Source organism: Caballeronia sp. INML2, from assembly GCF_023631365.1.
GTDB classification, from domain to species: domain Bacteria; phylum Pseudomonadota; class Gammaproteobacteria; order Burkholderiales; family Burkholderiaceae; genus Caballeronia; species Caballeronia turbans.
Window position 1 is genome coordinate 66,392 of sequence record NZ_JALQDH010000079.1, and the last position, 14,209, is coordinate 80,600.

A 14,209-nucleotide genomic window follows, 5' to 3' on the forward strand; every position below is an offset into this window, starting at 1 on the left:
TCAGTTCAGCGCTTGCCCGCATTCTCGACGAAATGGTTGTCGTACGTAGCCTTCAGGTCGATCGAAGCTTTGCCGATGTCGGGATCGAATGCGGTCAACACATCATGTACGGTATGCGCGGCAGCGTCGGTCATCAGGCCGTCGCGCGAAATGCAGCTTTGCATGTTGGCGTAGGCACGAGCGAAGACATCCTTCTCGGCGAGAGCATATTGCGGCGGTACGGCGGCGGCGACCTGCTCAGGCGTTGCATGCACCATCCAGCGCTCAGCCTCGAGGATGGCATTCGTTACCGCTTGCACGGTGTTCGGATATTTGACGAGGAAGTCTTTGGTCGTGTAGATGGCAGCTTCCGGATAGTCGCCGCCCAGTGTCGCGCGCGTTCCGGCCGGGTCTCGCATCACAGCCAACGGAAACAGATCGCCGCTGCCCTGCAGAACGGTAGCGACCGGGTCGTTGCTCATCAGTGCGTCGATCTGACCACTGCGCGCTGCAGCGATCGCCCCGGCAGAGGAGCCGACGCCAATGATCGATACGTCGCCGGGCTTTACGCCGGACTTGCTCAGCAGATAGTTCACGCCCATGTGAAAGCTCGATCCGGGCGAGCTCACGCCAATGCGCATGCCCTTCAGATCCGCATAAGTCTTGATCCTGGCGTGGCTTGCGCGAGTCGCACCGAATACCCATCCGGGGCACGAGGCCAAGGTCACGAACGAGACCAGCTTCTGCCCTTTGGCGGCCATCGTTATCGTATTGGAGTAGGCCCCAGCCACTATGTCGGCACTACCGCCCATCATTGCCTGCAGCGCCTTGGCGCCTCCACTGAACACGCCGATTTCAACGTCTAGCCCGGCCTGTTTGAAGTATCCCCGACTGTCCGCGATGACGAACGGCAGGTAAGGAAAACCGACACCCGCCGCCGCCAGGTGGAGCCTGGGCTTTTCCGGCACAGGCGCGCCACTGGCGGCCGACGCATTCGAGACGGCGGCGAAGGTTGCCAATGCGATAGAAACTCGACGCCAAAGCGCTGTCACGATGATATGTCTCCGTTGGAAATGTGTCTTGCGCGGCCGTGTCGTGAAGCGTTCAGCCTTGCACGACGTTCTGGCGCTGCTGCCCGAGGCCCTCGATGCCCAGCGTCACAACATCGCCCGGTTTCAGATAGACCGGAGGTTTTTGCCCCAGGCCGACTCCGGGAGGTGTGCCCGTGGAGATAATGTCGCCCGGCTGCAATGACATGAACTGCGACAGGTACGACACCAGGTAGCGCACGCCATACACCATGGTGACCGTACTGCCGTTCTGATAGCGATGTCCGTTGACTTCCAGCCACATCGGCAGCGTCTGCGGGTCGCGCACCTCGTCCGCGGTTACGAGCCAGGGCCCCGTCGGACCGAACGTATCCGCCGACTTGCCCTTGGTCCATTGGCCCTGACGCTCCGCCTGAAACGCGCGCTCGGACACATCGTTGATGACGCAATAGCCCGCGACATGGTTCATGGCATCGGCTTCGCTGACGTACTTGGCTGTCTTCCCGATGACCACGCCCAATTCCACTTCCCAGTCGGTCTTGATCGAGTCGCGCGGAATCTCGATCGTGTCGTTCGGACCAACGATCGCGCTCGTAGCCTTCATGAAAATGATAGGCTCCGGCGGGACCGTGGCACCGGTTTCTGCCGCGTGGTCAGAGTAGTTCAAGCCGATGCAGATAAACTTGCCCGTGCCACCCACGCAGGGCCCGAGGCGCGGACTGCCTTCTACGCGCGGTAACGACGCGGCATCGAGCGCCTTCAGGCGTGCAAGGCTATCGGGTAGCAGAGCTTCGCCGGCAATATCGGCAACATGGTTCGACAAGTCCCGAATATTTCCCTCGGCATCGAGAAGGCCCGGCTTCTCCTGGCCCGGTGAACCGTAGCGCAACAGCTTCATATGTGTATGCTCGCTTCAATAGGTGGCGCGTCCGCCAGACAGATCAAAAACCGCGCCAGTGGTAAAGGAGTTCTCTTCGCTCGCGAGCCAGGCGATCATGGCGGCGGCCTCATTGAGTTCGAGGAAACGGCCGCGCGGGATCTTGCCCAACATGTATTCGATATGCTCGGGCGCCTGCTCCATCGCGCCAGGTGTGCGCGCAACGGCAGGAGTGACGCAATTGACTGCTATGTCGTGACGCGCCAGCTCCTTTCCCAGCGACTTGGTCATTGCGATGACCGCGGCCTTGGCCGAGCTGTAGGCCGACGCATTCGGGTTACCTTCCTTGCCGGCGACCGAGGCGAGATTGACGATGCGGCCATAGTTCTGGCGGACCATCTCCGGGACCACCGCACGGCAGCAGTGAAAGGTACCGTTGACGTCGATCTCCATCACCTGCTTCCAGATATCGATCGGATACTCGATCAGAGGCGCATTCGGGCCAACAATCGCCGCGTTGTTGATCAGGATATCGATACGTCCCGCGGATTTCATCGTTCCCGCGACAGCCGCTTGCACGCTCGCGAAGTCGGCAATGTCGACGCACTCGAAGTGAACGTCGTGCTGACTCAGCTGGGTACGGGCCTGCTCGATGCCGGCAGGATTGACGTCCCAGATCACGAGCCGGGCACCCGATTCGAGCAGCCGGCGGCCGACTTCCAGACCGATGCCTTGCGCGCCGCCGGTCACGACGGCGACGCGGCCCGTCAGATTGATTTTGTTGGTCTGCAATTTAGTTCCTCAAGGTTGAATCACGCATCCCATGCACTCGCGCTCAGGCGCTAGCGGCCACCGTCTGCCCGGCCACGGGGCGCCAGCGCAGCAGATAGTCTTCGATCATCGATACCGCTGTATCGAGCACGAGAGCGAACACGGTGAGCACGAGGATCCCCGCGATGACCGAATTGATATCGAACACGCCTTCGGCCAGCAGAATCAGGTAGCCAACGCCTTTCTCCGAGCCCAGATACTCGCCCACCACGCTGCCGACGAAGGCGATGCCGATCGCGTTATGCAGGCTCGAAAACACCCAGCTCGTCGCCGATGGCAAATACACGTGCCTCATCAGTTGACGCGAGTTGGCGCCTAGCATCCGGGTGTTCGACAACACTGTCGGGCTCACCTCGCGGACACCCTGAAACACGTTGAAGAAGACCACGAAGAAGACAAGCGTTACGCCCAACGCTACTTTCGACCAGATGCCCAGTCCGAACCAAAGCGCGAAAATGGGCGCAAAGATCAATCGCGGCATCGAGTTCATTGCTTTGATGAACGGATCGAACACGACGGCCAGAAACGGGCTAAGGGCAAGCCAAAGGCCGCATCCCAATCCCAGGACCGTGCCGATTGCGAACGCAAGCATGGTCTCGAGCAGGGTCGTGTACAAATGGCGGAAGACCGAGCCCGTCACGAACCACTCGACGATGCGACGAGCCACACCTACAGGGTCTCCGAAGAAGAACGGGGACAGCCACTTCTGATAGGTGCCAAGCCACCAGAGGAACAGGACACCGATCAAAATTGCCAGCCGCGTCACCAGAACGGTGAAACGATTGTTTGGACTAAACTCGATTGCGCGCATAGCTTTTCAGAACCTCGCCTCGAAGCACGTCCCAAATCTGGGTGTGCAGTTGAAGGAAACGCTGCGTCATCCGGATCTCCGACATTTCGCGCGGCCGCTCCAGATCGATCTCGAACTCGGCGATGGGTCGCGTACCGGGTCCCGCCGACAGCACGATGACCCGGTCGGAAAGCGAGATAGCCTCTTCCAAATCGTGAGTCACGAACATCACGGACTTGCGATCGCGTGACCACAGTTGCAACAGCTCGTTTTCCATCAGGTGGCGGGTCTGGATATCGAGCGCGCTGAATGGTTCGTCCATCAGAATGATGCGCGGATTGAGCGCCAGGGCTTGCGCCAAACCGGCCCGCTTGCGCATGCCGCCGGACAGCTGATGGGGGTATTTCTTCCCATGACCTTGCAGCCCCACTCGCTCGAGCCAGCCACGGGCGACACCCAAGGCTTCTTCGCGCGGCATTCCGCGAAATATCAAGCCGATCGCAATGTTCTCTTCGGCCGTCTTCCACGGCATGAGCGCATCCACCTGAAACAGGTAGGCGGCCTGTGTATTGAGACCCTGGGTCAGCTTCTTGCCGAACACGCTCAGGCTGCCCGACGAAGGCCGGGTGAGCCCGGCCGCCACGTTCAGCAGTGTCGACTTGCCGCAACCCGTGGGGCCGACAATCGAGACGAACTCTCCGTCCCTTATCGTCAAACTGCCGCCAGAAACTGCGGTGTAGGTCTGGGCATGCTTGCCATTGCCGGCAAAGGTGCAGGTCACGTTGTCGAAGCGTAACGCTTCACGCACTTCTGCCTGTCCGCTGTCGAGCGGGATGCTACATGCTGCGGTGCTCATGGCTGGACCTCCGCCGCCTTTCTGACGAACCGATTGTCATAGGTCGTGGCGAGGTCGATTTTGGCCGACGCTACCGCAGGGTCGAAGGCTGCAAGCACCTCATGCACCGTCTGCGCGCCTTTGGGGGTGATCTCCCCGTTCTGCGCGATGCAGCGGCGGCTATTCGTGAAGGCCTCGGCATAGAGCGCCTTGTTCTCGCCCAAAAACTGCGGCGGCACGTTGTCTGCGACTTGCTGCGGCGTGGCCTTGGCTATCCACTTTTCCGCGCGCACGATTGCATTGGCGACTGCCTGGACCGTCTTGGGATTCTTGTCGATGAAGTCCTGCGTCGCGAATACGCTCGACTCGGGATAGTCGGAGCCGAACACCTTCACGTTGCCGTCCGCCGTACGCATGTTCTCGAGCGGTCTCAGGCTGCCATCCTTCGTCAGAATCGTGGCACTCGGGTCATTGACGATGAGCGCATCGATCTGACCCGCACGCACCGCTGCAACGGCACCGGCCGCCTGCCCCACGCCGATGATCGACACGTCCGAAGGCTGCAGCCCCGCCTTGTGCAAGATGTAGTTGACCGCCATGTGCGTGCTGGAGCCTGGCGCGCTCACGCCGATTCGCATGCCCTTCAAATCCTTGGGCGACTTGACGTCTGTCTCGTGTTTCTGAGACACGCCAAAGATCCAGCCCGGGCAAATCACTTGTGCGGCCACCACGACGAGGTGCTGACCCTTCGTCGCCATGGTGATCGTGTTCGAATAGGCGCCCGCCACCATATCGGAGCTGCCGCCCAACAAGGCCTCCAGCGTCTTTGAACCTCCGGAAAATGCCGCGATGGTTACGTCGAGCCCTTCGTCCTTGAAGTAGCCGCGCTGCTTGGCAACGAGCATGGGCAGGTATGTGATGCCAGTCGACGCCGCTGCAATGTGCAACTCGGGCTTCTCCGGCGTGTCCTTCGCCACTGCCGTGGCTGATGCGCAAGCGAGTTCCACGGCTGCGCACAATGCAACAGCGAATTTCAGCTTCATGGTTGTCTCCTCCCTTTCTAGGGATGTTGGTGCGAACAACTGCCCTGGACGGACTGGCACTTCGTGACCGTGACGCCGAGATGGCAGCCAGCCCAAGGCGCGATCCGCCCTAAACGACTTCTTTTCGCAAGGCTTCGACCACTGCGTCACCCATGTCACGGGTGCCGACGCTTCGGGTGCCCTCTTGGTAGATGTCGGCGGTGCGGTAGCCGGCGGACAGCACTGTTCGCACGGCCTGTTCGACGCGGCCCGCAGCATCCTCCATCTCGAAGCTCTCGCGCAGCATCATCGCAAGCGACAAGATGGCGGCAAGCGGATTAGCGATGTCCTTGCCGGCAATATCCGGCGCCGAGCCGTGCACCGGCTCGTACAGCCCTTTGCGGTCGTACCCTAGCGAAGCCGAGGGCAGCATGCCGATCGATCCGGTCAACATGGCCGCAGCGTCCGACAGAATGTCGCCGAACAGATTGCCCGTAACGATCACATCGAACTGCTTGGGCCGGCGCATCAGCATCATGGCAGCGGCGTCCACGAAGAGATGGCTCAGTTCGACGTCCGGGTAGTCTCGCCCGACGCGCGTGACAGTTTCGCGCCACAACTGACTCGCCTCCAGCACGTTGGCCTTGTCCACCGAGCACAGCTTGTGGTGACGGCGACGCGCGGCTCGAAAAGCCGCGTGCGCGACGCGTTCAACCTCCGACTCGGAATAACGCATCGTGTTGAAACCCACGCGCTCGCCTGCTTCGTTGGTTTCGAAGCCGCGCGGCTGACCGAAATAAGCGTCGCCATTCAGCTCACGAACGATCACGATGTCCAGTCCGTCGACGACTTCCGGCCGCAGAGTGGAAGCGCCAATCAGTTCCGGGAACATATAGGCCGGACGGAAGTTCGCGTACAGTGTGAGCGCTTCGCGCAGTTGCAACAGACCGGTTCCGGGACGACGCGCGCGAGGAATGTCCGCCTCATCGGCTACGCCCACCGCACCAAAAAGGATGGCGTCAGCCTTGCGCGCCACGTCGAGCGTGGGCTCCGGAAGCGGCACGCCGTGCGCCTGGATTCCGGCCTCGCCGATGTGCGCCTCTTGAGTCTCGGCATGAGGTGCCACGACTTGCAGCACCTTGAGAGCCTGCGCCACTACTTCGGGACCGATACCATCACCGGGCATGACTGCAATCTTCATCTGAACTCCTCCAGGGTCGTTTTAGAAAGCGCGCGCCTCAATATGCGTCGGCGCGATTGCGCTCGAATGCATCAATGCGATCTCGATGCGAAAGCGTGTAATCGATCTCGTCCATGCCACGCAGCAGGCATTGCTTGGCGAAGGGCTCCATCTCGAAAGCATGCGAGGCGCCGTCGGGTAACGTCACACTCTGTGCGGGCACGTCAATGGAGATTCGGCTACCCGCCTTCGTGGTCAGGTATTCCAGAAGCGGAAGAACCACGGTCTCCGGCAGCACGATGGGAAGCAGCCCGTTCTTCAGGCAGTTGATGAAGAAGATATCGCCGAAGCTCGGGGCAATCACCGCCCGGATGCCGTAGTCGTACAGCGCCCAGACAGCGTGCTCACGCGAAGATCCGCAACCGAAGTTGTGGTTCGCCACCACGATGCGCGACTCGCGAAACGACGCCTGGTTGAGCACGAACTCAGGCTTTTCGGTGCCGTCCGGGCCAAAGCGCAGCGCACGAAAGAGAAACTGGCCGAAATCGTCGGAGCGAGGTTTTTGCAGGAAGCGCGCCGGCAGAATCTGGTCCGTATCGCAATTGATGACGACGATCGGGGCTGCGACTGCGTCGAGGTGAGTCAGGCTTTCCATCTCATGCTCCCAAGAGGCGGCGCACATCAGTCAGACGTCCCGTTACGGCAGCGGCAGCCGCCATAGCTGGACTCATCAGATGCGTGCGCACGCCCGGCCCTTGACGGCCCACGAAATTGCGATTCGAAGTGGAGGCGCAACGCTGCCCAGGCGCGGCAATATCGCCGTTGGTTGCAAGGCACATCGAACAGCCCGGGAAACGCCACTGGAAGCCGGCTTCCTTGAACACGCGGTCCAGTCCTTCGGCCTCGGCTTGCGCTCGTACCTCATGCGAGCCCGGCACCACCCATGCCTCGACGCCAGATGCGACATGGCGGCCCCGCGCGACCTCGGCCGCGCTGCGCATATCCTCGATGCGCCCGTTCGTGCACGAACCGATGAAGACCCGGTCGATCGCAACGCCTTCCAGCGCCTCGTTCGGGGCTAATCCCATGTAGTCGAGCGCCGTCGACATGGCAGCGCGCAGATCGGGGTCCGCCTGCAGCGCGGGATCGGGAACACGCCGGTCGATGGCGCAGGCATATTCGGGTGTTGTGCCCCAGGTCACCATCGGGGCGATCCCGGCGACGTCGATATGCACCTCCCGGTCGAACGTTGCATCGGGGTCGGTGAACAAGGTGCGCCAGTGCGCCATCGCGCGGTCCCACTCTTCGCCCTTCGGCGCGAAGGGACGACCGGCCAGATACGCGAAGGTGGTGTCGTCTGGCGCGATCATGCCGGCGCGACCGCCGGCCTCGATGCTCATGTTGCAGAGCGTCAGCCGAGCTTCCACCGAGAGACCGGCGATCGCGGAGCCCCTGTACTCGATGACATGCCCCACGGCGCCAGCCACGCCGATGCGCGCGATGACGGCGAGGATCAGGTCCTTGGCGGTGACACCCGGGCCCGGCGTGCCGTCGAAGGTGACGCGCATGTTGCTCGACTTGCGTTGCCACAGGCATTGCGTGGCGAGCACATGAGCCACCTCGGTTGCGCCGATACCGAACGCGAGCGCGCCCATCGCCCCGTGTGTCGACGTGTGACTGTCGGCGCAGACGACGGTCATGCCAGGCAAACTCAACCCCTGCTCGGGCCCGACCACGTGAACGATGCCGCGACGCGAATCGTCCATGTCGAACAAGGTGATGTTCGACGCGGCTGCGTCACGCTGCAGGGCCACGATCATGGCGCGCCGCTCGGGGTCGGTCACCGCCGACATGTCGTTTGCCGCGCTGGAAACGTAGTGGTCCGCCGTACCGAAGATTCGCTCAGGCGACCGTGGCTTGAGCCCGCGCTCGCGCAACAGATCGAAGGATTGCGCGGTGACGTCATGAATAAAATGCCGATCGATGAACAGCAGGTCCTGCCCGTCGTCGCGCGACATCACCCGGTGACTATTCCAGATCTTGTCGTAAAGAGTCTGTGGACCGCCCACCCCTTGTTCGAGTTGCATCGCTTCGTCTCACTCCGTCAATGCGCCGATCGCGAAGGCACGCCTTCGTTCGGCGAGTCAATGTTGTGAGAGCATGATGCGCCTGACAAGCCGCTTTGTACGTGCTTTTTGGGAAAGGCACCATCGTCAAACGCGATGACGAAGCGGCGTCGCCGTCGACCGGAAGGCGGATTCGAGAAACCCGCTCTGCGACTTCGCGCGGAATCAGACCGTGAAGCGCCGCGCAAAGGGAGGTGGGAACTGTTTTATCGATATGCGCTGAGCCTTTCGGTGTCTTCACCGAAGCGCATCTTCCACCAGCTCGATCCAGTGCCGCACGCCGGTACGCCCCGCGCCCGCGAGATGCGTCTGGCACCCGATATTCGCCGTGACGATCATTTCAGGCGCTTCGCTTTCGAGCGCGTCCATCTTGCGCTCGCGCAGTTGCGTCGATAGCGCCGGCTGCGTGATCGAATACGTTCCGGCCGAGCCGCAGCACAGATGCGCATCGGGCACGGCGGTCAGGTCGTAGCCGAGGCGTGTCAGGATCGACTCCACTGCGCCGCCGAGTTTCTGCGCGTGCTGGAGCGTGCAAGGACAATGAAACGCGATGCGCTTACGGTCGGTGGATCTGAGCGCGTCGAGCGGCTCCTTGCGCATCACTTCGACGAGATCGAGCGCGAGTTCACTGACGCGCGCGGCTTTCGCCGCATACGTCGGATCGCCCCGCAACAAATGGCCGTATTCCTTCACGAACGCCCCGCAACCGCTCGCGGTCTGCACGATCGCTTCCGCACCCGCTTCGATGGCGGGCCACCATGCGTCGATGTTGCGCCGCGCGCGCATCAGACCTGCCTCCTGTGCGTTCAGGTGATAGTCGGTCGCGCCACAGCAGCCGGCCTGCGGCGCACCGATCACGCTGATCCCGAGCCGATCCAGCACGCGCGCGGCCGCTGCGTTCGTATTCGGCGACAGCGACGGCTGCACGCATCCCTCCAGCATGAGCACACGACGCGCATGCCGCGCGCCCGGCCGCACCTTGGCCGCGGTCGCGCGTGCAGGAATCTTTTGTCGCAAAGCGCTCGGCAGGACGGGACGCGCGAGACGGCCAGCCTTCAGCAAGGTATCGAACACGGCAGGACGCGTAATCGCGTGACGCAATCCGTTGCGCAGCAAGCGTTCGCCGGCGGGCCGCTGAACGCGACGCTCCAGTTCCCCGCGGCCGATGTCGAGCAGCGCGTGATAGGTGACGCCCGAAGGACACGTGGTTTCGCAATTGCGGCACGTCAGGCAGCGGTCGAGATGCAGCTGCGTCTTCTGCGTGACCGGCTCGCCTTCCAGCATCTGCTTGATGAGATAGATGCGCCCGCGCGGACCATCGAGTTCATTACCCAACAACTGATAGGTCGGGCAGGTGGCATTGCAGAACCCGCAATGGACGCACGAACGCAGAATGTCTTCCGCTTCCTTCGCGCGCGCGAGCGTCTTCGCTTCGTCGCTGAGATTCGTTTGCATGGCTTGTGCGTGTCGATGGCGTCAGTAGTCGGCGTACATCCGGCCCGGATTGAACACACGGTGCGGATCGAGGCGTTGCTTCAGTTGCGTATGAAAGCGCATCAGCGCTGCGGGGATCGGCTGGAACGGCTCGGGCGTCACGCCCGGAACGAAACACGTCGCATGGCCGGCCGCCGCACTCGCAATACCTCGAATGACGTCCGCGCTCGCTTCGCTCTTGAGCCAGCGTTGCGCGCCCCCCCAGTCGATGATGGCGTCGCCGGGCAGCGCGGCGAGCGGCGTTGCATTCGGCAAGGACAGGCGCCAGAGCGGACGATCATCCTCGAAGAAGGCGAGACGATGTTCGCGAAGGGATGTCCAGAAATCGTCATCCAGATGCTCTCCACCGATGCGATCCGCCGCGGCGCGCACCGAACCCGCGCCGCCTTCGAGGCGAACGTGCAGCCGGCCATCGACATGACAGGCGCCGCTCACGGGCAATGCCGCCTTTCGCCAGGAAGAAAGCTCACGCATTGCTTCGGAGGCTTCCAGTGCGAGCGAGAGACAGCGCGTTTCACGCGGCTTGGGCAGAACCTTCATCGATACTTCGGTGATCAGCCCGAGACAGCCGAAGCTGCCGCTCATCAAACGCGACACGTCGTAACCCGCGACGTTCTTCATCACCTGCCCGCCGAAGCGCAGATGCCTGCCTTCGCCGGTAACGATGCGGCATCCCAGAACGAAATCGCGCACCGAACCCGCCCACGGACGGCGCGGACCCGACAGACCCGCTGCGACCACGCCGCCTATCGTCGCCGCTTCGCCGAACGTCGGCGGCTCGCACGGAAGCATCTGGCCGGCTTCGTCGAGGATCGCGTTCATTTCGGCGAGCGGTGTGCCTGCGCGCGCGGTGATCACGAGTTCGCTCGGGTCGTAGCTGACGATGCCGCGATGCGAGCGCGTGTCGATCTCTTCGCCTTGCACCTGCGTGCCGAGGAATGCCTTGCTGTCGCCGCCGCGAATGCGCAACGGCTGGCGGCGTGCGATCGCGCACTGCACCTGATCGACGAGACGCGCGCTGTCGTCGATGGAAATGAGGTCGCGTCGCATCAGAAGCGCTCCAGTTCGGGATGCGGCAATGCGCCGTGATGCACGTGCATCGAGCCGAACTCGGCGCAGCGATGCAGCGTCGGCACGTTCTTGCCCGGGTTCAAAAGCCCCGATGGATCGAATGCGGCTTTGACGGCATGGAAGAACGTCAGTTCGTCGCTGTTGAACTGCGCGCACATCTGGTTGATCTTCTCGCGTCCGACACCGTGTTCGCCCGTGATGCTGCCGCCTGCTTCGACGCACAGTTCGAGAATGCGTGCCCCGATCGCTTCTGCGCGGTCCATCTCGCCCGCAGCGTTGGCATCGAAGAGAATGAGCGGATGCATGTTGCCATCGCCGGCGTGGAATACGTTCGCGACGCGCAGCCCGTATTGCGCCGAGAGGTCCGCGATCCCGCGCAGCACGCGCGACAGTTCACGGCGCGGAATCGTGCCGTCCATGCAGTAGTAATCGGGCGAGATGCGGCCGACTGCGGGAAACGCGTTCTTGCGGCCCGCCCAGAAGCGTTGCCGCTCGGCTTCGTTGGCGGCGAGGCGGATGTCGGTCGCGCCCGCAGTGCGCAGCAGGGCTTCGACGCGTGCGCAGTCTTCCTCGACGTCGGACTCTGCGCCATCGACTTCGCAGAGCAGCAGCGCTTCGGCATCGACGGGATAGCCCGCGTGAATGAAATCTTCGGCCGCGCGGATCGCAAGGTTGTCCATCATTTCCAGGCCGCCGGGAATCACGCCCGCGGCGATGATCTGCGCGACGGCGTTGCCCGCCTTCTCGATATCGTCGAAGCTGGCGAGCAGGACTTTCGCGCTCTGCGGCTTCGTCAGGAGCTTGACCGTGACCTCGACCACGACGCCCAGCATGCCTTCCGAACCGGTGATGAGCGCGAGCAGATCGAAGCCGGGCGCGTCGAGCGCTTCGGAGCCGAGTGTGAGGCGCTCGCCGTCGATCGTCACGATCTCCACGCGCAGGATGTTGTGCACCGTGAGTCCGTACTTGAGGCAATGCACGCCGCCCGCGTTTTCCGCGACATTGCCGCCGATCGAGCACGCGATCTGCGACGAAGGATCGGGCGCGTAGTAGAGCCCGTGCGGCGCGGCGGCCTGCGAAATGGCGAGATTGCGCACGCCCGGCTGCACGCGGGCGATGCCCGCTTCGGCATCGACTTCGAGAATGCGGCTGAAGCGCGCCATCACCAGCAGGATGCCTTTCTCAAGCGGCAGCGCCCCGCCGGACAGTCCGGTGCCTGCGCCGCGCGCGACAACGGGAATGTCGTGCGCGTTCGCGTACTTCAACAAGGCCTGGACTTCGTCGATGGTATCGGGCAGCGCAACCAGCATCGGCGTGATGCGGTACGCGGAAAGGCCATCGCACTCGAAAGGCCGCAGATCTTCTTGCGCGTGCAGGAGTTGCAGATCGGGAAGCAGTGCCCGCAGATCGCGCACGATCCGGGCCTTGTCGTGGTCGCGCAGCGGGCCGTCGAGCTTCTCGTCGTAAGCGTAGGACATGCGGTGTCTCCGGTGGGGCGAGGGCCCGTTCCAATGTGTGCTTTTTTCTGCGATTTTTCCGGTTCGAGCCAGTCATGTCGATGGTTTTTGCACTGGTAATACCAGTTTATAAAGCGACTTGACCGGTCCGAAAAGTTCCAGATGCAATGCCGAAGCGCGCCACGGTTCCATCCAATGCTTGAGGGCGTGCTACGATCGAAAGCTGGTAATACCAGTGATCGAGCCATGAAAGACACGGAACCGAGCAAAAGGAAATTGGCGGATGTCGTCGTCGAGCGCATCGAGGCGCTGATCGTCGATGGCGTGCTGAAGGTCGGGCAGGCGCTGCCTTCCGAGCGCCGCTTGACGGAAAAGCTCGGCGTGTCGCGAACCGCGCTGCGCGAAGGGCTGAAGGTTCTGCGCGCCAGGGGACTGATCGAAACCGCGCAAGGCAAGGGATCGGTCGTCGCAAGGTTGACGGCGGAGCCTGCGCAGACGCCGATGATGCATCTGCTCGGATCGCAACCGCGCACGCTTTATGACCTGCTGGAAGTGCGCGAGATGCTCGAAGCGGAGGCTGCGCGCCTCGCGGCGCTGCGCGCAACGGCCGCCGATCTCATCATGATCCGCCGGCGCTATGAAGAACTGGTGGCCGCCGATCCGCGCGACACCGATGCATCGACGCACGCACGGCTGGATCATGCCTTTCACCTTGCGATTTGCGAAGCGTCGCACAACCCCGTGCTCGTGCATACGCTCGGTATGCTGAACGATCTGATGCTGAGTTCGGTGTTCGCGTCGGTGAACAATCTCTATCACCGTGAGCCGCAGAAGCGCGTGATCGACAGGCAGCACGCCCGGCTATACAACGCGGTCACGGGCAAGCTGCCGGAGCAGGCGCGCAGGGCGGCAAGCTCGCATATCAAGAGCGTGCGCGAGAGTCTCGCGGAGATCGAGCAGGAGGAGGAGCGGCTCGTGCGGTCTACGCTGCGTCTGGAAGGCTGGGCCTGAGCCAAGCGGGCGCTCATGGCGTTATTCACCCGCGCCTCGCTCGTCAACGCGACCGGCGAAGGGAGCGCGATAGCATGCAATTGGCCGACAGCGAATCCGACCCACGCGCGGTGTTGACAGTATCCGGCCGGCTCGGCGGGTCAGGGTAGCAGCCTCGGCGGTCCGCACGTGTCTTTCGGAACCGGACCACCGTCGGCGAGCGCCACGCCCGCCTTACGTGTCGCGCTCCAAACGACATTGCGCCGCAAGTTGTCGGGCGTGAGCCACCATCTAGCGTCCTGTATCCCTCCCCCGCCAAAACTCCGCACATCGGCTCGCGCCCTGCTGACCGCCCTTTCCCTGTTTTGCTTCCCGTACACGCCAGCGATTGGCGCGCAATGTGCAGTGCTTTCGGCAACGCCCGGCAGCCGGCATATGGAGCAGTCGGGGCAAGCCTCAAGCGAGTCGGCACGTTCCGTACTCGCCCGAATCGTGGGGATCGTATGGC

General features: G+C 62.7%; 13 protein-coding genes. 1 reads left to right on the forward strand and 12 read right to left on the reverse strand.

Annotation, left to right across the window (positions count from 1 at the left end):
- Positions 1-5 precede the first annotated feature (5 nt).
- The 12 genes from NCT32_RS27090 to glcD form a co-directional block, all read right to left on the reverse strand.
- Positions 6-998 carry an ABC transporter substrate-binding protein gene (locus NCT32_RS27090; RefSeq protein WP_250490644.1) on the reverse strand — a complete coding sequence of 331 codons (993 nt, stop codon included), beginning with the start codon at positions 996-998 and terminating at the stop codon, positions 6-8.
- Between the two features lie 85 nt (positions 999-1,083).
- Positions 1,084-1,926 carry a fumarylacetoacetate hydrolase family protein gene (locus tag NCT32_RS27095; RefSeq protein ID WP_061118640.1) on the reverse strand — a complete coding sequence of 281 codons (843 nt, stop codon included), beginning with the start codon at positions 1,924-1,926 and terminating at the stop codon, positions 1,084-1,086.
- A gap of 15 nt (positions 1,927-1,941) precedes the next feature.
- The gene (locus tag NCT32_RS27100; protein ID WP_061118641.1) at positions 1,942-2,697 is read right to left on the reverse strand and encodes an SDR family NAD(P)-dependent oxidoreductase; all 756 of its coding nucleotides are present in this window, start codon (positions 2,695-2,697) and stop codon (positions 1,942-1,944) included.
- Between the two features lie 43 nt (positions 2,698-2,740).
- Complete coding sequence (locus NCT32_RS27105; protein WP_061118642.1) at positions 2,741-3,547, reverse strand: ABC transporter permease; 807 nt, start codon at positions 3,545-3,547, stop codon at positions 2,741-2,743.
- On the reverse strand, positions 3,528-4,382 hold the full coding sequence (locus tag NCT32_RS27110; protein ID WP_061118643.1) for an ABC transporter ATP-binding protein: 855 nt from the start codon (positions 4,380-4,382) through the stop codon (positions 3,528-3,530). Before NCT32_RS27110 ends, NCT32_RS27105 begins: the two co-directional genes overlap by 20 nt.
- Positions 4,379-5,404: an ABC transporter substrate-binding protein gene (locus tag NCT32_RS27115; RefSeq protein WP_061118644.1), complete on the reverse strand. Its 1,026-nt coding sequence runs from the start codon at positions 5,402-5,404 to the stop codon at positions 4,379-4,381. The genes NCT32_RS27110 and NCT32_RS27115 overlap by 4 nt, the downstream gene beginning before the upstream one ends.
- A 109-nt stretch (positions 5,405-5,513) precedes the next feature.
- Positions 5,514-6,584, reverse strand: a complete 1,071-nt coding sequence (gene leuB / locus NCT32_RS27120; RefSeq protein ID WP_061118645.1) for a 3-isopropylmalate dehydrogenase — start codon at positions 6,582-6,584, stop codon at positions 5,514-5,516.
- Between the two features lie 37 nt (positions 6,585-6,621).
- Complete coding sequence (gene leuD / locus NCT32_RS27125) at positions 6,622-7,218, reverse strand: 3-isopropylmalate dehydratase small subunit (RefSeq protein WP_061118646.1); 597 nt, start codon at positions 7,216-7,218, stop codon at positions 6,622-6,624.
- A gap of 1 nt (position 7,219) precedes the next feature.
- The gene (leuC, locus tag NCT32_RS27130) at positions 7,220-8,650 is read right to left on the reverse strand and encodes a 3-isopropylmalate dehydratase large subunit (RefSeq protein ID WP_061118647.1); all 1,431 of its coding nucleotides are present in this window, start codon (positions 8,648-8,650) and stop codon (positions 7,220-7,222) included.
- Positions 8,651-8,926: 276 nt separating this feature from the next.
- Positions 8,927-10,144, reverse strand: a complete 1,218-nt coding sequence (gene glcF, locus NCT32_RS27135; RefSeq protein WP_250477941.1) for a glycolate oxidase subunit GlcF — start codon at positions 10,142-10,144, stop codon at positions 8,927-8,929.
- Positions 10,145-10,165: 21 nt separating this feature from the next.
- Positions 10,166-11,233 carry a glycolate oxidase subunit GlcE gene (gene glcE, locus NCT32_RS27140; RefSeq protein ID WP_061118649.1) on the reverse strand — a complete coding sequence of 356 codons (1,068 nt, stop codon included), beginning with the start codon at positions 11,231-11,233 and terminating at the stop codon, positions 10,166-10,168.
- Complete coding sequence (gene glcD, locus NCT32_RS27145; protein ID WP_061118650.1) at positions 11,233-12,732, reverse strand: glycolate oxidase subunit GlcD; 1,500 nt, start codon at positions 12,730-12,732, stop codon at positions 11,233-11,235. Before glcD ends, glcE begins: the two co-directional genes overlap by 1 nt.
- A gap of 225 nt (positions 12,733-12,957) precedes the next feature.
- Between glcD and glcC the strand changes: the two genes are divergently transcribed.
- The gene (gene glcC / locus NCT32_RS27150; RefSeq protein ID WP_061118651.1) at positions 12,958-13,722 is read left to right on the forward strand and encodes a transcriptional regulator GlcC; all 765 of its coding nucleotides are present in this window, start codon (positions 12,958-12,960) and stop codon (positions 13,720-13,722) included.
- Positions 13,723-14,209: the final 487 nt, after the last annotated feature.